General features: G+C 69.2%; 18 protein-coding genes and 1 tRNA gene. 4 read left to right on the plus strand and 15 right to left on the minus strand.

Translation table 11 applies throughout. The annotated features are described in order from the left end of the window. Positions 1–17: 17 nt before the first annotated feature. From J8J14_RS03730 to J8J14_RS03755, 6 genes are all read right to left on the minus strand, one after another. The gene (locus J8J14_RS03730; protein ID WP_209378118.1) at positions 18–1,034 is read right to left on the minus strand and encodes a DNA polymerase III subunit delta'; all 1,017 of its coding nucleotides are present in this window, start codon (positions 1,032–1,034) and stop codon (positions 18–20) included. Continuing rightward, positions 1,031–1,684, minus strand: a complete 654-nt coding sequence (gene tmk, locus J8J14_RS03735) for a dTMP kinase (protein WP_209378119.1) — start codon at positions 1,682–1,684, stop codon at positions 1,031–1,033. Before tmk ends, J8J14_RS03730 begins: the two co-directional genes overlap by 4 nt. Beyond that, on the minus strand, positions 1,674–2,891 hold the full coding sequence (locus J8J14_RS03740; RefSeq protein ID WP_209378120.1) for a D-alanyl-D-alanine carboxypeptidase family protein: 1,218 nt from the start codon (positions 2,889–2,891) through the stop codon (positions 1,674–1,676). Before J8J14_RS03740 ends, tmk begins: the two co-directional genes overlap by 11 nt. 57 nt (positions 2,892–2,948) lie before the next feature. Continuing rightward, the gene (locus J8J14_RS03745; protein ID WP_209378121.1) at positions 2,949–3,851 is read right to left on the minus strand and encodes a septal ring lytic transglycosylase RlpA family protein; all 903 of its coding nucleotides are present in this window, start codon (positions 3,849–3,851) and stop codon (positions 2,949–2,951) included. Next, entirely contained in the window at positions 3,848–4,822 is a 975-nt protein-coding gene (locus J8J14_RS03750) for a lytic murein transglycosylase (RefSeq protein WP_209378122.1), read from the minus strand. The genes J8J14_RS03745 and J8J14_RS03750 overlap by 4 nt, the downstream gene beginning before the upstream one ends. Before the next feature lie 138 nt (positions 4,823–4,960). After that, positions 4,961–5,944: a lipid A deacylase LpxR family protein gene (locus J8J14_RS03755; RefSeq protein WP_209378123.1), complete on the minus strand. Its 984-nt coding sequence runs from the start codon at positions 5,942–5,944 to the stop codon at positions 4,961–4,963. A gap of 67 nt (positions 5,945–6,011) precedes the next feature. Here J8J14_RS03755 and J8J14_RS03760 point away from each other — a divergent pair. Continuing rightward, positions 6,012–6,101: transfer RNA gene (locus J8J14_RS03760), tRNA-Ser, on the plus strand. Positions 6,102–6,322: 221 nt separating this feature from the next. Here the strand turns inward: J8J14_RS03760 and J8J14_RS03765 are convergent. The 6 genes from J8J14_RS03765 to J8J14_RS03790 all read right to left on the minus strand — a co-directional run bounded on the left by J8J14_RS03765 (position 6,323) and on the right by J8J14_RS03790 (position 14,628). Further along, positions 6,323–7,855 carry a hypothetical protein gene (locus J8J14_RS03765; protein ID WP_209378124.1) on the minus strand — a complete coding sequence of 511 codons (1,533 nt, stop codon included), beginning with the start codon at positions 7,853–7,855 and terminating at the stop codon, positions 6,323–6,325. A 50-nt stretch (positions 7,856–7,905) separates the two neighbouring features. Continuing rightward, positions 7,906–8,667: an SDR family oxidoreductase gene (locus J8J14_RS03770; RefSeq protein WP_209378125.1), complete on the minus strand. Its 762-nt coding sequence runs from the start codon at positions 8,665–8,667 to the stop codon at positions 7,906–7,908. Beyond that, a complete protein-coding gene (locus tag J8J14_RS03775; RefSeq protein WP_209378126.1) occupies positions 8,664–9,977 on the minus strand; it encodes an FAD-binding oxidoreductase in 1,314 nt (437 codons plus the stop codon). Before J8J14_RS03775 ends, J8J14_RS03770 begins: the two co-directional genes overlap by 4 nt. Before the next feature lie 10 nt (positions 9,978–9,987). Continuing rightward, on the minus strand, positions 9,988–10,419 hold the full coding sequence (locus J8J14_RS03780; protein WP_209378127.1) for a GtrA family protein: 432 nt from the start codon (positions 10,417–10,419) through the stop codon (positions 9,988–9,990). 3 nt (positions 10,420–10,422) lie between these two features. Next, positions 10,423–11,880: a UbiA family prenyltransferase gene (locus J8J14_RS03785; RefSeq protein ID WP_209378128.1), complete on the minus strand. Its 1,458-nt coding sequence runs from the start codon at positions 11,878–11,880 to the stop codon at positions 10,423–10,425. Positions 11,881–12,225: 345 nt separating this feature from the next. Next, complete coding sequence (locus J8J14_RS03790) at positions 12,226–14,628, minus strand: PAS domain-containing protein (protein ID WP_209378129.1); 2,403 nt, start codon at positions 14,626–14,628, stop codon at positions 12,226–12,228. 217 nt (positions 14,629–14,845) lie between these two features. Between J8J14_RS03790 and J8J14_RS03795 the strand changes: the two genes are divergently transcribed. Continuing rightward, positions 14,846–15,559, plus strand: a complete 714-nt coding sequence (locus J8J14_RS03795) for an endonuclease III domain-containing protein (RefSeq protein WP_209378130.1) — start codon at positions 14,846–14,848, stop codon at positions 15,557–15,559. Positions 15,560–15,564: 5 nt separating this feature from the next. On the opposite strand, the gene J8J14_RS03800 is transcribed toward J8J14_RS03795, so the two are convergent. Next, a complete protein-coding gene (locus tag J8J14_RS03800) occupies positions 15,565–16,467 on the minus strand; it encodes a WcbI family polysaccharide biosynthesis putative acetyltransferase (RefSeq protein ID WP_209378131.1) in 903 nt (300 codons plus the stop codon). A gap of 8 nt (positions 16,468–16,475) precedes the next feature. Next, positions 16,476–17,531 carry a GSCFA domain-containing protein gene (locus J8J14_RS03805; RefSeq protein ID WP_209378132.1) on the minus strand — a complete coding sequence of 352 codons (1,056 nt, stop codon included), beginning with the start codon at positions 17,529–17,531 and terminating at the stop codon, positions 16,476–16,478. A gap of 93 nt (positions 17,532–17,624) precedes the next feature. On the opposite strand from J8J14_RS03805, the gene J8J14_RS03810 reads away from it, so the two are divergent. After that, a complete protein-coding gene (locus tag J8J14_RS03810; protein WP_209378133.1) occupies positions 17,625–18,278 on the plus strand; it encodes a DsbA family oxidoreductase in 654 nt (217 codons plus the stop codon). Between the two features lie 83 nt (positions 18,279–18,361). After that, positions 18,362–18,982, plus strand: a complete 621-nt coding sequence (locus J8J14_RS03815; protein WP_342452379.1) for a DUF1194 domain-containing protein — start codon at positions 18,362–18,364, stop codon at positions 18,980–18,982. 16 nt (positions 18,983–18,998) lie between these two features. Here J8J14_RS03815 and J8J14_RS03820 read toward each other — a convergent pair whose 3' ends face one another. Beyond that, positions 18,999–20,684, minus strand: a complete 1,686-nt coding sequence (locus J8J14_RS03820; protein ID WP_209378135.1) for a solute carrier family 23 protein — start codon at positions 20,682–20,684, stop codon at positions 18,999–19,001. Positions 20,685–20,710 lie beyond the last annotated feature (26 nt).

Here is a 20,710-nt window from a genome sequence, read left to right on the forward strand (position 1 = left end):
GCGCGACCTGGCCCCGGCTAAACCGAGAGCCTGGAGAGACCGGTCAGCACCGCCTGCTTGCGGTCCAGGTTCAGCGTGTCGGTCTCGTCGGCCAGCCGGCCGAGCATGTCCCACAGCCCCGCCCACTCGGCAAGGCCGCGCCCGGCCAGCCAGGGTTCGGCCCCCTGCCCCCGCGCGGCCCGGCGCAGCGCGCCGGCGATCGCGTCCCGCAGCAGGTTGAAGAACGTCGTGAAGGCGCTGCCGTCGCGCTTCGCGGCAAGCCGGTCTGCCAGGGCATGCAGCTCTCTCGGCTCCGGCCGCGGCAGGCGGGCGAGGAAAGCCTCCACCTCCCGCGCCATGGCCAGCCCCTCCCCCTCGGCCAGGGCAAGGGCCCGGCCGGGACTCCCGGCGGCGAGCCGGGCCAGCGAAGCCCTGTCCTCGCCCGTGAGGTCAGGCAACCAGCCGGCCAGGACATGGTCCATCAGCCCCTGCTCGAGCGGGAAGAGGTCCAGCCGCCGCACCCGGCTGCGAATGGTGGGCAGCAGCCGGTCTGGCGCGGAGGCCGTCAGCATCAGCACCGCCCGTGGCGGCGGCTCCTCCAGGGTCTTGAGCAAGGCATTCTGCGCCTGCTCGTTCATCGCCTCCAGCTCCTCGATCACCACCACGCGCCAGCCTCCCTCTGCGGGCGTCATGGCCAGGAAGCGCGTCAGTTCGCGCACATCCTCCACGCGGATGAGGACCTTCTTGCCCTTCTCCCCCGTGCTCGGGCTCAGCGACCGAAGATCGGCATGCGCGCCGGCGGCCACGCGGGCGAAGAGCGCGTCCGAGCCGGGCACGAAGAGCGGGGCTTCCCCGGGCGGCTCATGGCGCGGCATGCCGGCCAGGACCCAGCGGGCATAGCGCCAGGCCAGGGTAGCCTTCCCGACGCCGCGCGGCCCCGTCAGCATCCAGCCGTGATGCATGCGGCCGGAGAGCGCGGCATCCCGCAAGGCGGCCGCGACATGGCCGTGCCCGAACAGAGACGGGTTGGCGCGGGGCTCCAGCGGCAGGCTCAAAGCGCGAAGCCCAGCCGCCCGTGGATGGCGCCACGGGCGAGCTCAAGCACCTGGGCAACCGGCCTGGACGCGTCGAGCACAGCGCAGCGCCCCGGCTCTCGCCCCGCAATGTCGAGGAAGGCGGCGCGAACCCGGGCGTGGAATTCGTCTCCCTGCATCTCATAGCGGTTGGCGTCGCCGCGCGAGAGCGCCCGGTCCATGCCGCGCTCCACCGGCAGGTCCAGCATCAGCGTCAGATCGGGCCGCAAGCTCCCCAGGGCGAGGTCGCACAGGCGTTCCCATGCGTCCCGCGAGAGACCTTGGCCAGCTCCCTGGTAAGCCAGCGTGCTATCGGCGAAGCGGTCGCAGACCACCCAGACTCCGGCCGCCAGTGCCGGCTCCAGGCTGCGCGCCACATGCTCGCGCCGGGCAGCGAAATGCAGCATCGCCTCTGCCATCGGATCCCAGGGCCCCTGCCCCAGGATGAGCTTCCGCAGCGCCTCCGCCCCCGGTGCACCGCCCGGCTCGCGCGTCCGCAGCACTGGAAGCCCGGCCTCCGCCAGCATGGCCGCGAGTGTCCGGGCCAGGGTGGTCTTGCCGGCGCCCTCGCCACCCTCCAGTGTGATGAAGCGCCCGCGCGCCGTGCCCGGGCCGGCGGCCCTAGGCGCCACCGATCATCCGCCCGAGCACCGCCGGAATGCGCGGGATCAGCCCCAGCTTGGCAACATCGGCCCCGGCCAGCAGCGGCACGGTCATGGGCGGCACGCCTGCGCCGGATACCTCCAGCTTGCCCAGTTCCTGCCCCTTCGCCACAGGTGCCGGGACCGGGCTGTCATAGCGGAGCTTCACCTGCAGGTTCCGCCGCCACTGGCGCGGCAGGGTGAGCAGCACGTCGCGCCCGCCGACCAGCGGCACGGTCAGCCGCTCCCCGAGATAGACCGGCGCCTCCTCGATCGTGTCGGACGCCTTGAAAAGCGAGACATTCTCGAATTCGCGGAATCCCCATTCCATCAGCCGCTCGGTCTCCTCGCGGCGGGCGGCCATGCTCGGCAGGCCGTTCACCACCAGGATCAGCCGGCGCTCGCCGCGCTTGGCGCTGCCGGTCAGCCCGTAGCCAGCCTCTTCCGTATGGCCGGTCTTCAGCCCGTCGGCCCCGGCAACGCGTCCGAGCAACGGGTTGCGGTTCTCCTGGCTGATGTCGTTCCAGCGGAAGTTCCGCTCCGCATAGATGCGATAGTATTCGGGGAAGTCGTTGATGATGTGCTGGGCCAGCGTCGCCAGGTCGCGGCAGGTCATGCGGTGCTCGGGGTCAGGCCAGCCGGTGGCGTTCCGGAAGGTGCTGTTCTCCAGCTTGAGCCTGCGCCCATAATCGTTGAGCAGCTCCGCGAACTGCGTCTCGCTGCCCGAAATCCCTTCGGCGAGCACGATGCAGGCGTCATTGCCTGACTGGACGATGACGCCGCGGATCAGGTCCTCGACCTTCACATTGTTGCCGATGCCGACGAACATCTTGCTGCCGCCCATGCGCCAGGCGCGTTCGCTGACCGGCAGTTCCTGGTCCATGCGGAGCCGGCCCTGCTTCAGCAGGTCGAAGACGACATACATCGTCATCAGCTTGGACATGGAAGAGGGCGGCATCCGTTCGTCCGCGTTCTTCTCCAGCAGCACGGCGCCGGTATCGGCATCCATGATCAGCGCCTGCCGCGCCAGCGTGTCCACCGGGCCCAGCGGCGTGGTGGCGGGCGTGCCCGCGGGCGGTGCAGGTGCGCGCGAACCGCGCTGCCCGCCCCTTGCCTGCGCCTGCGCCTCGCGCGCCACAAACCCACCCGAAAGCCCGATCGCGGCCACCGCCCCGATCATGTCCCGACGCTTCGGCATCCCCATGCCCCCCACAGCTCTGGCGGCCACGCCTGCCATTGGGCAGGCCGGGCCGTCTTAATCGACGATGATCCGCGCTTCCGATACGCCAGCCCGCAACGCTCCGTCGAGCGCCCTGTCAGCCTCCGACGGGGAAGCGAAGGGCCCGAGCCGCACGCGCCACTCGGTCTGGCGGGCGGGCCCGAAGGCCTCGATGCGTGCGCCGCCCAGCTTTGCCGCCTGCCGCTGCGCCGCGGCGCGGCTGGCAAAGCTGCTCCCCTGCACAAACAGCCGCCCGGGCATGGCCGGCCCCTGCGAGACATCCTCCCGCAGCGTCACCGAAGCCGGGGCACGCTCCGCGGCCGAGGCAGCTGCCTGGATGGCCGGCCCCCGCCCCTCCCGCAGGCGCTCCGCCTGGCGTGCGCCAGCAATCGGCGCCAGCGCCTCCCGCTCCACCCGGCCGGTCGGCGCCGTGGCAATGACGGGCCGGCTGGCTTCGTCAGCAGGCAGCCCGCCGGCCAGGCTCCGGGAGAGAGTGCCCTCCACCGCGAGCCGCACCTGCACCGGCCGACCTGCCATGATGCCCAGCAGCTCCCCGGCCCGGCGGGAGAGCTCGATCACGCGCCCCGGATCGGCCGGCCCACGGTCATTCACGCGCACGGCAAGCGACCGCCCGTTCTCAAGATTGGTCACCACGAGCACCGCTGGCAGCTGCAGCGTGCGATGGGCCGCCATGAGCCCTGCGGGATCATGCACCTCGCCATTCGCCGTGCGCCGGCCGGCGCGAGGATCGGCAGCGATGCTGGCGAGCCCGGTATCCACCAGCCCGAAATCCTCGCGCGGGTAAGACCAGACGCCGCGCAGCTGATACGGTTCCCCGACCACATAGCGGGGTTCCCCGGCGGGAGGCGGTGGCTCAGGCGCCTTGCAGCCGGAGAGGAGCGCGAGCCCCAACCCCAGCAGGAGGCCGGCGCGCCTCACGCCACTCGGTCGGACAGCAGTCCAACCGCGAGGGCGTAGAAGTTCGAGGGATTGTAGCGCCGGATCACGTTGAAGTTGTGATAGACCAGATAGGCCTGGAGGCTGTCCGAAGGCCCGCCCGGGAGGATCACGGCCCCCTTCATCTCCAGCGCCGGCACCGAGGTGCCATCGGCAAAGGTGACGCCGCGCTGCGCCCATTCGCGCAGCGGCCGCATGTTATCGCGCGTGGCTTCGGAGGGGTCGAAGCCCTCGGGCAGGGTGACCTCCCGGCCCCAGCGCTCGTCATCGCGCCAGCCGGAGCGTGCGAGGTAGTTGGCGATCGAGCCAAGCGCGTCGGCGCGGCTGTCCCAGATGTCCTTGCGGCCGTCCCCATCGGCGTCGACCGCCAGGCGCTCGAAGCTCGTCGGCATGAATTGCGGATGGCCCATGGCGCCCGCCCAGGAGCCGCGCATCCGCTGGGGCGAGACATGGCCTGCATCCAGGATGCGCAGCGCCGCCATCAGTTCAGCCCGGAAGAAGCTGGCCCGCCTGCCCTCCCAGGCAAGGGTCGCCAGGGCCTCGATCACGCCGAAGCCGCCGGTATTGCCGCCGTAATTCGTCTCCATCCCCCAGATGGCGACCATAAAGCGGCCGGGCACGCCGTAGCGCCCCTCGAGCGACTGCAGCAGCGCGCGGTTCTCCGCATAGGCCCGGCGCCCCTGGTCGATCCGCGCCTGGCTGACGATGCGGTCGCGATACTGGCTCCACGTCAGGGTGCTTTCTGCCTGGCGCCGGTCCAGTTCGATCACCCTGTCCACTGGCCGGATGCCGGACAGGGCGCGTTGCAGGGTCGCGTCGGAAACCCCGCCGCGGCGCGCCTCCGCCCGGACACCCTCCAGGAAGGAGTCGAAGCTGCCGCGCTGCGCCAGGGCGGGGCGCGCCAGGAGAAGGGCGGGGGCGCAGAGGACGGACCGGCGGGTCGGGCGGTTCATGCCGGAGAGGTGCCACTTCCAGCCGCGCGGGGCAACGGAGGTGTTGCAACAAGCCGTTGCAGCCCGGCCTCCGTAGTCGACCTTGCCTGTTTCTTCCCGGATGGCGTGCCCGGTCCCCCTCCCGCCTAACCGAATGCTTCAGAAGCGGAAGGAGACGCTGAACGACCCGAAGGACTGCACGCCCTTCTGGCCATAGAACTCCTCGCTCCGGAGCACATGGGTGTAGGCGAAGCGGACGCCGCGCCACATCACGGCCGCGCCTGCCTGCAGATCACCCAGCAGCACGCGCCGGTCCACGCGCGGGCCGTCGCGCCAGGTGTTGCCGTCGAGGAATATGTCCCGGGCAACCGCCCGCCCTTCCAGCCCCGCGAAGACATACCAGCCGAAATCCTGGCGGGGCTGGAAGAAGCCGGACCCTGCCAGAGCGGGCCGGATCCGCACCGGGCCCCAGTCCGCGTCCAACCCGTCGCCGATCCGGAACAGCGCGCCGGCCGAGGCATAGGTCTGGACATTGCCCAGCGCACCGGCGACGACCGGAATGGCCTCTGCTTGGAGCGGCCCCACCTGCCCCATGGGTATGCGCCAGCGGCGTTCCAGCAGGATGGTTGCCGCGGGCTCGTCCTTCAGCTGCCGGTCCCAGCCCTCAGCGTTCCGGATGTTCAGCACGTCGTGCCAATTGTTCTGCACGAACTCCCCAAGCGCGGAGGGCCCCACCACGCCCAGCTGGATCTCGGCCAGGGTCTGGGTGCGCTCCGTCGTCCGGGTCAGGCTGGCGGCGCCGTAAAGATAGCCGGCATAGGGCCGGTCCCGCGGGTCCGGCCGGCGTGTGCTGGTGTCGCGCGGCGTGTAGATGTTCTGCCCCAGGGACAGGCCCCAGCGCAGCGCACCGGGCTCAAAGGCCAGGTCCAGCGCTCGGTCCATGGCGTTCAGTGGCCAGGGCAACTCCGCCGAGGGGGAGCGCCATGTGAGCAGCAGCCCGTTGGTGTAGTAGCGGTCGGACCCGCCAAAAAGGTCGTTCTCGACCGTGAGGCTGAGCGTCCCGCGCCAGTCCGGCGCTTCCTGCGCGAGAGCAGGGCTGGACGAAAGCATGGCGGCGAAGATCAGGCCCAATCGGCGCATCATGGTTCCCTTGCTGCGTCAGCCGGTGTAACCCGCGCCTGAGCGGCTGTCGTCGCGCGATTGCGTGTCCGGATGGGTGGCAGAGCGGTCGATTGCTCCGGTCTTGAAAACCGGCGTGGGCGCAAGCCCACCGTGGGTTCGAATCCCACCCCATCCGCCACGCCGCCTCACGGGCTCGAAGTAGATGCTGACTCCCGCAAAGAACCAACGTAGTTTCCGGCCTTCTACTCCAGGATTATTTGGCGCTGCGCCCGGCACCTCTTAAGTCAAAACAGCAGAAAGCCCTGCGCACTACAATCTGGAGGCAGATGACCACTCAGTCTCCACTGCCCCGGCGCATAAGCTTGACCGGCACCAAATCACAACGGAATAGTCAGTACCTCAGGACTCCGGCGCCCACTGCTCCAGCACAAGCTGCCGATACTGCTGTCGTGCCACCAGTCTCCGGCCCGGTATTGGCGCGACAGCTCCGTCAGGCCCCCGCAACCGGAACAACTGCCCGCCCATTATTGCCGGCATCGGCTGCTGACGGTCCCAGAGCAGCGTAGTTACTCCGTTGACCAGCCGAGTTCGATCGTTCTCTCCCAACCCGAGTAGCGGCGTCAGCACTGGTGGCAGGCGCTGCATCACTCGTGCCCAATCAGCATTCATGATGAAGGCCTGGCGCGGGCTCCCCCAATCGGGGCCTTTGAAGTACCAGAGAAAGCACCAGTAGGAGAAATCGCTCTCGAACAGGATCGTGTCGCCTGGAACGGCCTGTTGCTGCACCGCCTCGGCGGCCAAGCGGAAGCCGTCACCCTTGCTCCGCGGAATCTGGTAGCGCAGGTCCAGTCCGAGCCAGATAACAGCCAGGGCCAGCAGGAGCGCTGGACCAATGCGCCTCTGCGTTTGGTCCCTCACCGCCGTACGCTCTGCGTCCGCACCTCGTCCGGTCAGCTCGTCCTGCAGCGTCCCGGGAACGGCCGCGATCGGCGTTACCGGCCTCAGGCATGCGCGGGCCAAGCACAGACAAATGAAGGGAAGCACGGGCACGAAGATGCGCTCGATCCAGACAGGCCGGTGCAGGTAACTCAGCAAGGCTGCCAGCAGGAGTGGCAGCAGGATCAGCGTCAGCGCATCACGCGCCAGCAGACGGTCGCGCAGCGCGGCAGCCACCAGCCCGCCCAGAATCGCGAGGCTCAGCAGGATTGCAACCGGCAGCGGCGCGTCGGCGGCGCCGGCCAGGAAACGCAGAACCTCCAGCACCTCCGTGGTGCCAGGTACGGCAAGATGGGTGACGCCGCGCATCATGCCAATGAGCAGGGGTAGGAGCGAGAGGACCAGGACCAGCAGTTCAATCGCCAGCCAGCGCAGCATTCGGCCCCTGCCCTGCTGCATCACAGTGACCGCGCCCAGAGTAACGCAGCCGGAAAGCATCAGCAGCCCCGCGGTATGGCTGTTGGTCACCGCTACCTGGCTCAATGCTATCCAGAGCCAGCCCATACGGCCGCCGCGCCCCTCCAGCCAGCGCGTCTGCGCGTGCCAAACCCACACGATCATCGCCATGATGAAGGCGTACATTCGAACTTGGTCGGCATAGGCGAGAGCGGCGGGGGAGACGGCAAGCAGCAGCCCCGCGCCAAGTCCGACGCGAGGCCCATAGCGCCCGGCTGCCGCCCAGGCCAGCAGTGCAACCGCCACCCCGTGCCAGAGGACGGAGTTGGTCATCAACCAAGCATCGTCCTGCCAGGGCAGCATCCAGAGGCTGAGTTGCAGGTAATATAGCGGGGGATGCACATCGAAGCGCAGCACTGTGACCAGTGTCGCCCAAGGCCCCTCGGCAGAGAAATTGGCCGAGAGCAACTCATCCAGCCACAGCCAACGGCCGGGTATGCCGAACAGCGAGAGGAGCGCAGCGAGGACGACCAGCAGCATGATCCCGCCGCCAAAGCGAGGCCCTTGCGGCGCAGCCAGAGGGGCGGGCATCACAGCTTCATCCGCTTGAAGATTTGTTCCGGAATCAACCTGATCACGGTCATGATCGGCCACCAGACGCGGCGGACATAGATGGCGTCACGCTGCCGCGCCGCTGCCTTCACCACGGCCGCGGCCACCTCCTCCGGCTGGGCGGTCAGCGCCTTGGGCAGGTCCATGCCCTCAGTCATACGAGTGGCAACGAAACCCGGCTTCACCGTCAGAACATGCACACCCTGACGCGCCAACCGGTTGCGCAGGCCTGATAGGAAGGCGGTGAACCCAGCCTTGGCGGAGCCGTAAACATAGTTGGTGGCGCGGCCCCGGTCGCCGGCAACCGAGCTAATTCCGATGATGGTGCCGCTGCCGCGCCGCTCCATGCGGTTGGCAACCTCGCCCAGGAACAGCGCCGGTGCCTCGTAATTGCTGCGCATGATCTCGGCGGCATGGACGATCTCGGCCGCGGCACGCGGCTGTTCACCGAGCAGGCCGGCCACCATTACCACCGTATCCGGGAGGACAGGCAGTGCATCGAGCACCCGCGCATGGGCCGGCGTGTCGAGCAGGTCGAGGCCGACCACACTGACGGTGGTGCCGTGGCGTAGCCGAAGGTCCTCCGCGTCGCGCTCCACCGTTTCCGGCCGGCGGGCGCATAGCACGATCGACTGTCCCTCCGCGGCATAGGCGCGCGCCAGGGCCCGGCCGATATCGGAAGTGGCGCCGACGATCATTGCCGTCTGCGTAGCCATCGCGGCGCGCTTGGTGTCGCTCACAGGTCGAGCCTCTGCGAAAGCAGCGAGCGGAACTTCCGCCCAGGATCGGCCGCCGCCCGCGTGGCACGGAAGGCGTCGAGTTGCGGATAGCCGGCCCGCAGCATGCCCGCGCCCATGCGTGCATCCTTGGCCAGATAGAGGCGGCCGCCATGATCGGTGACGATGGCATCGAGGGCCAGCAGCAGGTTGAAGCTGTCCGCATCAGCGGGAAAGTCGAGAGCGAGGGTCCAGCCCTCCATCGGGAAGGAGAGCGGCGCCTTCGCCGCGCCCGGCCCGAACAACTTCAGCACGGCCAGGAAGGATCCGCGACGGGATTGCACGATCCGCCGCAGCAATGCCGCCATTCCGCCTTCCCCGGCGGCATAGGGAAGCACGCACTGATACTGCACGAAGCCGCGCCGGCCGTAGATGCGGTTCCATTCCAGCACTGCGTCCAGCGGATAGAAGTAGCTGTCGTAATCGACGAGCGTCGTGCCAGGCCTGCCACTCCGCCAGTACAACTCGTTGAACGCGGCAATGCTCCAGCGGTTCAGCGCAACGGCTGGGAAGTCGAGCGGGATACGCCGGCTGCGCCGCTGCGGCACGGCGAGCGCTGCATGCGGGGCCTCCGCCCGCGTGGCATGCTCGCCGACATAGATCAGGGAACGCCCGAAATTGCGTCCACGCGCCTGGCAGTCGATCCAGGCGACGGCGTAGGTGGCGCCGCGCGTCTCCTCCAGCGCTGCCAACGCCGCTCCCAGATCAGGCGCTCGTCGGGTCTCCTGCCGTATCGCTGAGGTCTCGATCGGAATGAGCCGAAGAGTCAGGTCGAGAATGACGCCGGTAAGCCCCATGCCGCCGCGCGTCGCGGCGAAGAGTGCGCCCTCCTCCGCGGGTGAACAGCGGCGGAGGCTGCCATCGGCCATCAGCAACGTCATCTGCAGGACGTGATCGCCGAAGCTGCCGGCGCCGTGATGGTTCTTGCCGTGCACATCGGCGGCCATCATGCCGCCCAGGGTTACGAACTTTGTTCCTGGCGTCACCGGCACGAACCAGCCGCGCGGCACCAGCACGTCCAGCAGGTCGGCGAGCAGCAGACCCGCCTCGCATGTCACGCTGCCGTTATCCGCATCGAAGGCCAAAATCCGGTCTGCCGGCAAGGTGGAGAGCACGCCGCCGGCGCCGATCGCAGCATCGCCGTAGCTGCGGCCGTTGCCACGGGCGATCAGACCGGGCAGTGCCTGCAGCGCGGCGCGCCCTGCCTCAAGGTCTCGCAGCGCGCGGCAGGGCAGCTCGGCGACCGGAAAGCGCCCCCAGCCCGCGATCTTCACGTGGCGGCCCTCATGCGCGGCCGAAGACCATATGCCGGTCGAGGTGGTATTTCGCCCAGTAGCCGAGGCCTAGGCCAAGTGCTGCGCCGACATAGCGCAACGGCCCGCCGTCGCCGAGCCAGTGGAATGTGATCTCAAAAGCCCAGAACAGCAGCGTCGTCACCACCGACAAGAGGCCGTACAGGATGAACTGCCGCAGTCCGCGCAGCCGGCCCGGCGCGCGGTCATAGAAGATCCAGTACTTGTCCAGCAGGAATTTTGGCGCGAGCCCTGCCGCGGTTCCGGCGGCCATGGCCAGCAGAAGCGCCCAAGGTCCGTGATAGAGGCCCATGACGGCCATCTGCACGAGGAGATTGAGCGTGCTCGCCAACAGGGCAAAGGCAACATAGCGCGCAGCCAAGCTGAAGCCGCGCGGCCGCGCGGCGAGAATGCCGTCGAGCATGGTTCAGACACTCACCAGCACAATGCCGAGGCATACGAGCGCACAAGCCTGGCTGACCCGGTCTGTCGCCGCGAACAATACCGGGTCGTCATGCATCCGGTTACGATGCGTCAGCATCAGGACACGGCCCACCCAGTACAGCAGCACGACGCAGATCAGATAGAGGCGGTTAGGCGAGGTGTAGAGCGCCCGCACCGCAGCGCTGTCGGCATAGAGGGCCACGACCAGCACGGCGGTAAAGCCGCTCGCAGCCGCCATGGCGAACAGCACCGGCAGGTCGGCGATCTGGTAATCGCGTCCGGAGGGGTTGCCACGGCCTGCTGTGCTGCGCTCGACCAGTTCCGCACAGCGCTTCACCAGCGCCAGGCAAGTAAAGACGAACAGCGCGAACGTTCCGAGCCAGGCCGAGAGGCTAATGCCTACCGCAATGGCGCCCGCGTAAAGGCGGATACCATAAAGGCCGGCAAGGGTCACAACGTCCAACAGCATCTTGCGCTTGAGCAGCAGCGAATACGCAAGAGTCGTGACGCAATAGGCCAGGAGAACCAGCAGAAAGAACGGCCCCACGAGTGCCGCCGTGAGCAGGCCTGCGATGAGCAGCGCCGGGATCATGAATACGCCGTGAATCGGCGGAATATCTCCGGCGGCGAAGGGCCGGTGCCGCTTTGTGGTATGTTCGCGGTCCCGCGCCAGATCGACCAGGTCATTGGTGACGTAGACACTGGAGGCGGTAAGGCCAAAGCTCACAAAGGCGAGCAAACACGCCGCGATGTCTCCGAGGCCCCAGCGATGCCCGGTCATGGCCGGCACGAACAGCAACAGGTTCTTCGCCCATTGATGCAGCCGCATCGCCTTGAGGTACGCAGGCGGTGAGATCGTCCGCTCCACGATGACCCGCGCATTCGGCCAGCGAGCCATCGCCTCCCGCTCGACTGCCACCGGCGCATCGGCCACCAGCACGGAGCGTGCCTGTTCCCAAACCGGAAAGTCGACGGAGCCGTTGCCGATATAGTCGAAGCCCTTCGCGCCGAATGCCTCGACCAGCACGGCCGCCTTGGTCTCACCCTTCAGATTAACGTCGCCATGGGTGGCAAAGACCCCATCGAACACGCCGAGTTCCGTCGCGACACTCTCGGCGATGCGTCGGTCCGCGGCGGAGGCGAGATACACACGGCGGCCGCGGGAACGCTCAGTCTCAATGAAATCGACGATTTCCTTGTTGAGCGGCAAGCTCGCTGGGTCGGGGAGCGCGATATCGGCCAAGCGCGCCTTCAACGCCGCCTTGCCTTCCCGCAGGGCTAGCATGGCCCGCAGCGCTCCAAGTGGCCAGATTCCCAGGCTGGCGAAAAAGCTCTCGATCAGCGTGTCAGAACGGATGAGTGTGCCGTCCAGATCCACGACCAAGGGGGGCTCGGCCGCTGCGGTCTCGACAGGCATGGCCTCGGGAACCGTCAGGGACATGAAAGCTCGCCTCATTCCAGACTCTTGCGGGTCTAGCTTAGCGCCGTTTCTCTGTCCACAAGCGGGGTCAAATCGCTTTAAGCCCAGAGATCAGCCCGGCTCCCGGGTGGACTTGCTTCGGCCTCATAAACAAGGGCCAATTAGTTGGCGATCATTATCTGAAACAGGGCAGGTAACCACCGATGGTCTACACGGCCTCCTAGAGGGCTGCGATGATAGTGTACCAGACGAGTTCCGAATTTAGTTTCTTGAAGATCGTCTCCGCCATCGTGTTTCTATTATAGTTCCCCTTGCGGATGGTAGAGACCATCGCGGCCGGCCCGGTCGACAGCCCTGCGGAAGCCCTCAACCGAGCGCCAAGTCGCGCGGGCCGTCCTGCGGTCCGTCCGCGGGCAAGCCGCTGGCGAGCACGCTCCGTCGGCCCGGAACTGCCATCCCCACGACCAGTCCCTCCTCGCCCCAATTCCATTCCATTCGGCCGCCGAGCTGACCCCGGATGGTCATGTCCACGACCCGGGATCCGAAGCCTTTCCGCGCCGGGGCTTCCGGCAGGCGCGGCCCGCCCCGCTCCTCCCAGCGCAGGCGCAACTCCTCCGCCTCCAGCCACCAGCTGACGCGCAGCAGGCCTGAGGGGCTGGAGAGCGCCCCGTACTTTGTCGCATTGGTCGCCAGCTCATGCAGCGCCATACCCAGAGGCTGGGTCACCGTCGCGGTCAGCGTCACCGGCGGCCCCTCCAACTCGGCCCTTGGCGCGGTATCGCCCAGGAACGGGGCCAGGGTACCCTCCAGGACCATCCTGAGGCTCGTGCCGGACCAGTTCGTTTCCGCCAGAAGGGACTGCGCCTGGGCCAGCGCATCCACGCGCCCCTCGATCGCCTTCCGGAAGCTGGCGGCATCATTGATGGGTGTGAGGCGCAGCGCCGCTTTCACCACGGCCAGGGCATTCTTCCCGCGGTGGTCCACCTCGCGCATGAGAAGGGTCTGCCGCTCCTCTGCCAGGCGTCGCCCGGTGATGTCCACGGCACCGCCGAGCGCGCGCGTCGCTTCCCCGGTCCCCGGATCGCGATAGACTCGCCCGCGGTCCCAGGCCCATGCCCAGCCCCCATCGGCACGCCGCACGCGGTACTCCATTGAATACCGGTCCCGCAGCGGATCGGCCATGCAGCCATCAAGCTCCGCCTCTACCCTCTCGCGGTCCTCGGGATGAACCCTTTCCGTCCAGGCTTCCGGGGTCGCCGGGATGTCCTCTCCAAGCAGCGTCGCCGCCCCGGCGATGCGCGTGACGGAGGCGCCGGGAAGATCCCATTCGTAGACGAAGCCTTGCATCGCGGTTGCCGCCGCCTCCAGCCGCTCGATCGAGCGGCGGCTTTCCGTTACGTCGAGATCGATGCCGAACAGCGTTGCCGGCTCGCCATGTCCGGCCGGGTAGAAATGCCCCTTGCAAAGCAGCCATCGCTCTTCCCGCCCGCCGCCAGGCCGTCGGCGGAACACGCGGAACTCCGCTGACATACTGCCCTCGCGCAGCGCCAGCTCCAGCGCCTCCCTCAGCCGCAGCTTGTCCTCGGGATGCACACAATCCATGAAGACATCGAAACCCGCGGCGACCTCTGCGGGATCGAGGCCGAGCAGGGCGAACATCTCGGGCGACCAGTGCACCACGCCGGTCTCAGGCTCCCAGGACCAGGGGGCTGCCTGAGCCGCACCTTGCGCCAGCCTGGTCAGCCGCTCGCTCTCGGCTAGGGCTCGGGTGCGTTCCGCCACTCGCCGTTCAAGCCCGAGATTAGCCGCCTCAAGAGCCCGCTGCCGCTGAACGATGCCGCGCGCAAGCAGCAGGAGCAGGAGGAAGCAGCACAATGCGATGGCGACCGGAGCCGCTACCTCCCTCGCCCATCCGGCCAGGATGGCGGAGTGGGCGCGGGAAGCGATCACATAGACCGGCCATCCCCCGCCAATACGCCGGAACGCCGTGGCGCGCTCCACCCCATCCACGTTGGAGGCGCCGCTGGCCAGCTTCTGCTCCCCAGCTCGCCGCATAGCGGCCAGCATCCAGCTGTCAGGCCGAAGCCACAGATCCTCCGGCGCGCGATCCCCGAAGCCGGAGGAACGGGCGAGCAGCGCGCCATCCTCGCGCACGAGCGTGATCACGTCGCCCGGGCCAGTCGCGAGCGCTGCGAGTGCGGGGTTCACATGGTCGAGGTAGAGGGAAGCGTTCACGACCCCGTCATAGGTATCGGGCGGAAGCCCGTTGCCCGTCCGCGCCCGCCGGGCCGTAACGGTGGCGAAAAGTCGCTGCGTGTCCCGCCCATGATAGACCGGGCTGACATGGAAGGGCGGCGCGTCCGGCCCGCGCAGCGCCTGGTTGAATTCGCGGTCCTGCATGGGCCGGTTCGCGGCAACCGGCAGGACATTGCTGGAGGCTAGCGCGTAGCCGTCTCGGTTATAGATGAAGAGGTAGAAGTTCTCCCCCGAGCGCGATTCCCGTTCCCCGGCCACATCCCGGAGTGCCTCATGGAACTCGGCCTCTCGCGCCCGGATCTCCTCGTCGCTCAACCCTGCCAGCAGGTCGTTTGCGCGGTGGATGCGCAGGATCTGCCCTTCGAGCATGCGCCGCGCATATTGCTCAGCAGCGTCCGACATACGGGCCACGTCCGTTTCCACCCCGCGCCAGGCGCCGCGCCAGGCCTCCAGAGAGAAGGCGGCGGCGAGCAGGAGCGGCGCCATCACCACCGCGGCCAGGGCAAGGCGCATGGACAGGCGGACAGACGCGGCCCGTACGGGCTCCGCCGTGGGGTCGGCAGGGGTGCCTTGCACCTGATCCGCATGCCTCAGCCGCTGTCCGGCCGTTTCAGGAATCACCTTGGTCTCCGCCGAGTCCTCCTTGCTTAATGCAAACGACCGGCGCTGTCGCCCGGTGGCACCGGCGGCACCGGCGCAGCCGAGCCGGTGCCGACCGCGTTCCACCGGCATGCCAGCCGCATCCCAGCCCCGCCCCTCCGCAGCGGCCCCGACCGGCCCGGAGAAGCACCCCTTCGATCCCGACGAGGCCTTTCGCCGCCTCCGGATCATGGTGGCGGACCTGCCGAAGGCGGCGATGTTCGAGTTGCGTGACCGCGGATACGGCTCCCCTTACGAGCAGCTGGTCGCCAGCCTGATCTCCGCTCGGACGCGGGACGAGGTGACCACGCCCGTCTGCCTCCGCCTCTTCGCCGTTGCGCGCCGGCCCGAACAAATGGCGGCCCTGGACGAGGCGGAACTGGTGGAGCTGCTGCGGGGCGCAACCTTCCCCGAACCCAAGGCCCGGGACATCCTGGCACTGTCGCGGCGCATACTGGCCGAACATGGCGGCGAGGTGCCCGACACCTTGGAGGGGCTGACCGCCTTCCACGGCGTCGGCCCGAAGATCGCCGCCCTGACCCTCGGCGTCGCCTTCGGCAAACCCGTCATCGCGGTGGACATCCATGTGCACCGGATCACCAACCGCTGGGGCATCATCGCCACCGCCACGCCCGAGCGCAGCATGGCCGCGCTGGAGGCGGTGCTGCCGCCGCACTATCGGATCGAGATCAATGAAAGGCTGGTGCCTTTCGGGAAGTTCGTCTGCACCGGGGTGCGCCCGCGCTGCTCCGCCTGCCTCCTGCTCGACATGTGCCGGCAGGTCGGGGTGACAACGGCGCGCTGAACGCCTCAGCCCAGGCGGAGCATGGCCTTCAACGCCTCCGCCGCCGGCTTTGCACGCGGATGGCGCTCCACCGCCTCCGACACGCGTTCCGGCATGCCGCGATAAATCTCGAAGCTGCGGGCGACGAAGAGTGGCAGGTCCAGCGGGCGCATTGGCTGGTCGCCGCGGATGGTATCCCGGAAGAAGTAGTGGCCCGGCAGCCCCAGGCGCCGCCCGATCTCGGGATAGAGCGGAAAGATGGGCATGCGGGAGAGCGGATCGCCCAGCACGTCGGAAACATCCGGCATCTCCGGCGGGGTGAATCCTGCCTTCTCCAGCGCCAGCCGGGCGATATCGGCCAGCACGATGCAGCGGGGATGGTTGATCGTGTACATGAAAGGCCGATCGCGTTGCCACAGCGGCAGCCTTTCGCCGATCTCGTATCCCATGCGCCGGAAATGCGCGACCATCGCGCCGCTGGCCTTCGCATGCTCGTCGAAATAGCCAAGGCGCGAAAACACCAGCGCGTTGAACAGCGACACGGCCCGCTCCTCCTCCAGCCCAAGGGTGAAGGCGGCGGCGGCGAGCGCGGAGTGGTACACCTCCACCGGCGATGGCAGCGTGCCCTTGGCGTCGGCCAGGTAAATGCAATCGGGCTGGAAGCCGCTGAAGGCCACGCCGGGCATGAAGACGGTGCGCGGGTGCGTCTCGCGCAGGATGGCGTGGCGCAGCGGGCCCATGCGCTCGCTCATCTCGGCATGAGCGAACACATGGTCGAAGCCATGCAGCTCCTCGGCGATCCCCGCCGCGCGCTCGGCCGTCGCCGGGTTGCCCGACGCGTAGCGCACCACTTCGGCGCCGGGGAAGTAAAGCGCGATGCAATCGGCGATGGTGCCGGTCTGGCAGTTCCCGAGAACAGCGAAGCGCATCGCGGCCCTCAGCGGCCCGGAAGCGACGCCTCGATCGCCTCCTCGTCGCAGACCACGCGCAGGGTCGCCTCCGTCTCCGCGTCGATCGTCCCGGCCTCCACCCTTCGCCGCGGCTCGGGCGGAGCGGCCTTCCGCTTCGCCCCGGCCAGATAGTGGCGCTCGAACACGCCCATCACGGCTGTCACGCCCTCCTCCGTCACGGACCGAAGATTGGGCGCGAAATACCGCCCGCGCGCCTGCGGTCCCGTGATGATCTCGTAGGACGGGAAGTAGGCCACGTGCCGGAAGCGCTCCACCGCTTCCTGCGCCGCGACCCGCAACACGGATTTGCTGTAGATCGTCGCGGGAAGCACATGGGCCGCGCTCATCGTGGCCACCAGCGGCACGGGCGAGACGGTCAGGATCACCCGCGCGCCCGGATTCACCTCGCGCAGCCGCTCGATGGCGGCCAGCAGGTCCTGCCGCACCTCCTTGATGCCGAGGTTGCGGAAACGGAGCCTCCTGCCCTCCGGAGGCTCCGCCACCACGCCGGGCGCCACGGGATAGGCCGTGCCGTCCTCTCCCAGCCAGGCCTCGGTCAGACCCAGGGTGAAGACGAGGGCGGTGCAGTCCTCGAACACCCGCCGCACCGCGGCGAGATGAGCCCGCCGCACGGCCCGCACCTCCTCCGGCGTGGCGTAGCCAGCGGCCGGGATGCGCGGCCGCAGCGCATCCACGAAGCGCCCGTCGGGCCGCTGCCACACGTCGTCGGCCGGGCGGTGCAACCCGTAGGCCTCATCCATCAGGAAGAGCAGCTGGCGCGCGGTGTAGATGTTGCCGTAGCGCGCCGAGAAGCCGCCATCCTCCTTGGGGTCCCCCGGCTCGGTCCGCAGATGCCCGTAGCCCGATGCCGCGAGGTGGCGCGCGATATGCTGGGCGAAGCAGCTTCCGGCGGTGGCCACCCGGTCCCCTGGGGTCAGGGTGAAGGGGGCGCGGGCCACCGGATCCACCTCACCCCCTGGCGGGTCGGCCACGGCCCTGGACCAGAAGGCATGGTCGGGCCTTTCGGCATAGGGGTTCGGCATGGACGCTCCCTGGGCTGCCCGCCCCTTCTACAGCCCCGGCCGGCATGGCGAGAACCCTGGCCCCGCGGCCGGCCGCGGCGCTAGACTGGCGCGGTGAACGCCCTCACCCCGCCCCGCGCCCGGCTACCCATCGAGGTGGTCTTCGATCTGGTCTGCCCCTGGTGCTTTCTCGGCACGCGTCGCCTGCGCCGCGCGCTCCGGGCCAGGCCCGAGATCGTGGCGGACCTGATGTGGCGCCCCTTCCTGCTGAACCCGGACCAGCCGGCCAGCGGCCGCGAAGGCTTCAGCCGGCGCTCGGGCGGTGCGGACCGCACGCGGCGGCTGCATGCCACCCTGGCCGAGATGGGCCGGGCCGAGGGCGTGCCCTTCCGCTTCGATCTCATCCACCGCACCCCCCCTTCGCTCGATGCGCACCGCCTCGTGCGGCTGGCCGCCCGGCGCGGCGCGGCGGAAGAGGTGGTGGATCGCCTCTTCCTGGCCCATTTCGCGGAGGGGGCGGATATCGCGGACCATGCCACCCTGGCCGGGATCGGCGCCGCAGCCGGGCTGGACCGGGCGGCCACGCGCCGCTTCCTGTCCGGCGAGCAGGAGGTTGATGCCGTGCAGGCCGAAAACCTCCGCGCCCATCGGCTCGGCATCAACGGGGTGCCATGCTTCGTGCTGGCGGGGCGCCACGCCATCGCCGGAGCGCAGGAGCCCGAGGTGCTCCAGCGCCTGCTGGACGTCGCTTTGGTCGAGGCCGCGTGAGGCCGGGCGGCATCGCGCGCCGCGCAGCGCTTCTCATCCCGCCAGCCCTGGCAGGAGGGAAAGCGCTGGCGCAGGACGCCGCGGTGGACCTCCTCCTTGTCCTGGCGGTGGATGCCTCCGGCAGCATCGACGAGGACGAGTTCCGGCTTCAGCGGGAGGGCTGCGCGGAGGCCCTGACCCATCCCTCCGTGCTCTCCGCCATCGGCGCCGGCCCCCGCGCCGCGATCGGGGTGGCCATGGTGGAATGGGGTGCCCCGGCCGGCGCCGCCACGGTGGTGGAATGGCACCGCGTCTCCGGTGCTGCATCGGCCGCGGCGCTGGCCCGGGCCGTGATCGGCGCCCCCCGCTCCCGCCAGAGCTGGAACGCGATGGGCGATGCGCTGGACCATTCGGTCGCGCTGATCGCCGCCGCCCCATGGTGGGCCACCGAGCGGGTCATCGACATCTCGGGCGACGCACCGGACATGCGGAGCGTGAACCCGGTCGCCATCGCCCGGGAAGCCGCTGCGGCACAGGGCATCATCGTGAACGCCCTTGCCATCGAGGCCGGCCGCCCCGGTCTTACCCAGACCTATGAGGAAACGGTGATCGCCGGCCCCGGCGCCTTCGTCATGACGGCGGAGAGCCGCGCCGACTTCGCCCGCGCGATGCGCGCCAAGCTGATCCGGGAGATCGCCTCCCGGACCACCGCAAGCTTCGCCTGAACCTGGCCAGCGCGCCTTAAGCCTCGAAGCGCAGCCGGAGCTCCCGCCGCCCATCCGGCAGGCCTGCTTCCCGCAGGCGCCCGGCGCGGTGGCGCAGCACCGCCAGGGCCAGCGCCACCGGGTCCTCGCCCGGCTCCGCCCGGCCTTCCGGCAGCGGTTTGCCCTGCCAGCGCAGGCGCAGGTCCAGCGCCAGCTCGTCCCAGCTCGCCTCCATCTCCACGGCGCTTCCCGGCTCGGCCAGGGCTGGCGCCGCATGGGCGAACTCCTCCAGCGCAGCTGCCGCACGCTCCACAACGGCCGCCACGGCGCCCCAGCGCCGCCCCTGCTCCAGGATGAAGGCCGCCGGCGCGGACAGGTCCTCGTCGTCGCGGTTCCAGCTCAAGCTGGCGCGGGATGCCGTGCCGATGCGGAAGAGCGCGTTGAGAAGGAGGGCCGTGAGGAGGGCGAGAACGAGGGAGGAGCCGATCATCCCCCCGAGCCAGCCGGGCATGCGCGCATAGAACTGCGGCACCAGGTCATAGGAGAGGCCGAGAATGACGGCGAGCCCGATGGTGGCGGTGCGCCGGGCATCCAGCAGGCGCTGCGCCACGATCCCCATCCCCGCGGCCACAACGAAGGCCGCCGAAAAGAGCAGCGTGGCGCCCAGCACGCTCCGCGGGATGGCGAGCACCAGCCCCGCCGTGCCCGGAAGCAACGCCATGGCGCACCAGAACAGCCCGACGGCGATGCCCACGCGCCTTGCAAGGATCCGGGTGGCGACCGCTAGGCCGATGCTCGCCGAATAGGTGTTCAGCCCGGGCACCCCCAGCAGCCCCGCCGCCAGCGTGCCCAGCCCATCCGCCATCGTGCCCCGCCGGATCTGCTCGAAATCCGGGGCCGTCCAGTTCGGGTCGTTCGCCCGCTGGGCCGTGACGATGTCACCCGAGGCCCGCGCCAGGCAGGCCAGCGCCCCCATCAGGAAGCCGGGCAGCAACGCGCCATGCGTGAAATCCGGCAGCACGACCGGCCAGCTGATGAAGCTCGCCCCGGGAGAGGCGGGGATGCCGCCGCCCTGTGCGCCCCCATCCAGGAAGAAGGTGAGCGCCGTGCCCGCCGCCAGGCCGCAGAGAGCGGCCACCGGCCGCAGGCGCGCATTGCCCCAGACCGTGACCGCCAGCACCACCGCAAGCGCGGCGACCCCGCCGGCAAGCGAGCCGGGCGTCTCCGGCCCTGCACCATGGCCGATCCCCAGCATAAGCCGGAAGCCCAGCAGGCCCAGGATGAGGCCGATGAGCAGCACCACAATCCCCATCACCTCTGCCGGTACCCAGGCGCGCAGGCGGCGGATCTGGGTAGAGAGCAGCATCTCGGCGATCCCTGCCGCGATCGTCATGGCCGCCACCGCGCCCAGCCCCCCGGTGCGGGCGGCCAGCAGGGCGGGCGGCACATAGGCGGCGGTGAAGACGGCCGGGATGAGGAAACCTGAGCCAATGCCGCGCCAGCGCCAGGCCTGGAGCAGGGTGCCGACCCCCAGTGCGAGCATCGCCAGGTCGAGATAGCGCGCGCGTGTCGCCTCGTCCGCGCCCGCCGCATCCGCGACCAGCAGCGGAAAGACCAGGGTGACCGACATGATCGCGGCGTGCTGCAGCGTGGCGCCGGCCAGGGTGAGCCAGGGCGGGCGGGATTCCAGCGGCCATGAGGCCGGCACCTTCGGATCCCGCATTCGAACTCCCCTGGACTCGCCCCCGC

This window comes from Pararoseomonas baculiformis (assembly GCF_017813395.1).
Lineage (GTDB): Bacteria > Pseudomonadota > Alphaproteobacteria > Acetobacterales > Acetobacteraceae > Roseomonas > Roseomonas baculiformis.

What these genes read in the sequence shown, in the direction of transcription:
- J8J14_RS03765 (WP_209378124.1), bottom strand. Translation starts at nt 7,855, where the DNA reads ATGCTGCTGGTCGTCCTCGCTGCGCTCCTCTCGCTGTTCGGCATACCC.
- J8J14_RS03800 (WP_209378131.1), bottom strand. Translation starts at nt 16,467, where the DNA reads ATGCGCTTCGCTGTTCTCGGGAACTGCCAGACCGGCACCATCGCCGAT.
- J8J14_RS03750 (WP_209378122.1), bottom strand. Translation starts at nt 4,822, where the DNA reads ATGAACCGCCCGACCCGCCGGTCCGTCCTCTGCGCCCCCGCCCTTCTC.
- J8J14_RS03740 (WP_209378120.1), bottom strand. Translation starts at nt 2,891, where the DNA reads ATGCCGAAGCGTCGGGACATGATCGGGGCGGTGGCCGCGATCGGGCTT.
- J8J14_RS03790 (WP_209378129.1), bottom strand. Translation starts at nt 14,628, where the DNA reads ATGCGCCTTGCCCTGGCCGCGGTGGTGATGGCGCCGCTCCTGCTCGCC.
- J8J14_RS03820 (WP_209378135.1), bottom strand. Translation starts at nt 20,684, where the DNA reads ATGCGGGATCCGAAGGTGCCGGCCTCATGGCCGCTGGAATCCCGCCCG.
- J8J14_RS03780 (WP_209378127.1), bottom strand. Translation starts at nt 10,419, where the DNA reads ATGCTCGACGGCATTCTCGCCGCGCGGCCGCGCGGCTTCAGCTTGGCT.
- J8J14_RS03785 (WP_209378128.1), bottom strand. Translation starts at nt 11,880, where the DNA reads ATGTCCCTGACGGTTCCCGAGGCCATGCCTGTCGAGACCGCAGCGGCC.
- J8J14_RS03755 (WP_209378123.1), bottom strand. Translation starts at nt 5,944, where the DNA reads ATGATGCGCCGATTGGGCCTGATCTTCGCCGCCATGCTTTCGTCCAGC.
- J8J14_RS03795 (WP_209378130.1), top strand. Translation starts at nt 14,846, where the DNA reads ATGCCAGCCGCATCCCAGCCCCGCCCCTCCGCAGCGGCCCCGACCGGC.
- J8J14_RS03805 (WP_209378132.1), bottom strand. Translation starts at nt 17,531, where the DNA reads ATGCCGAACCCCTATGCCGAAAGGCCCGACCATGCCTTCTGGTCCAGG.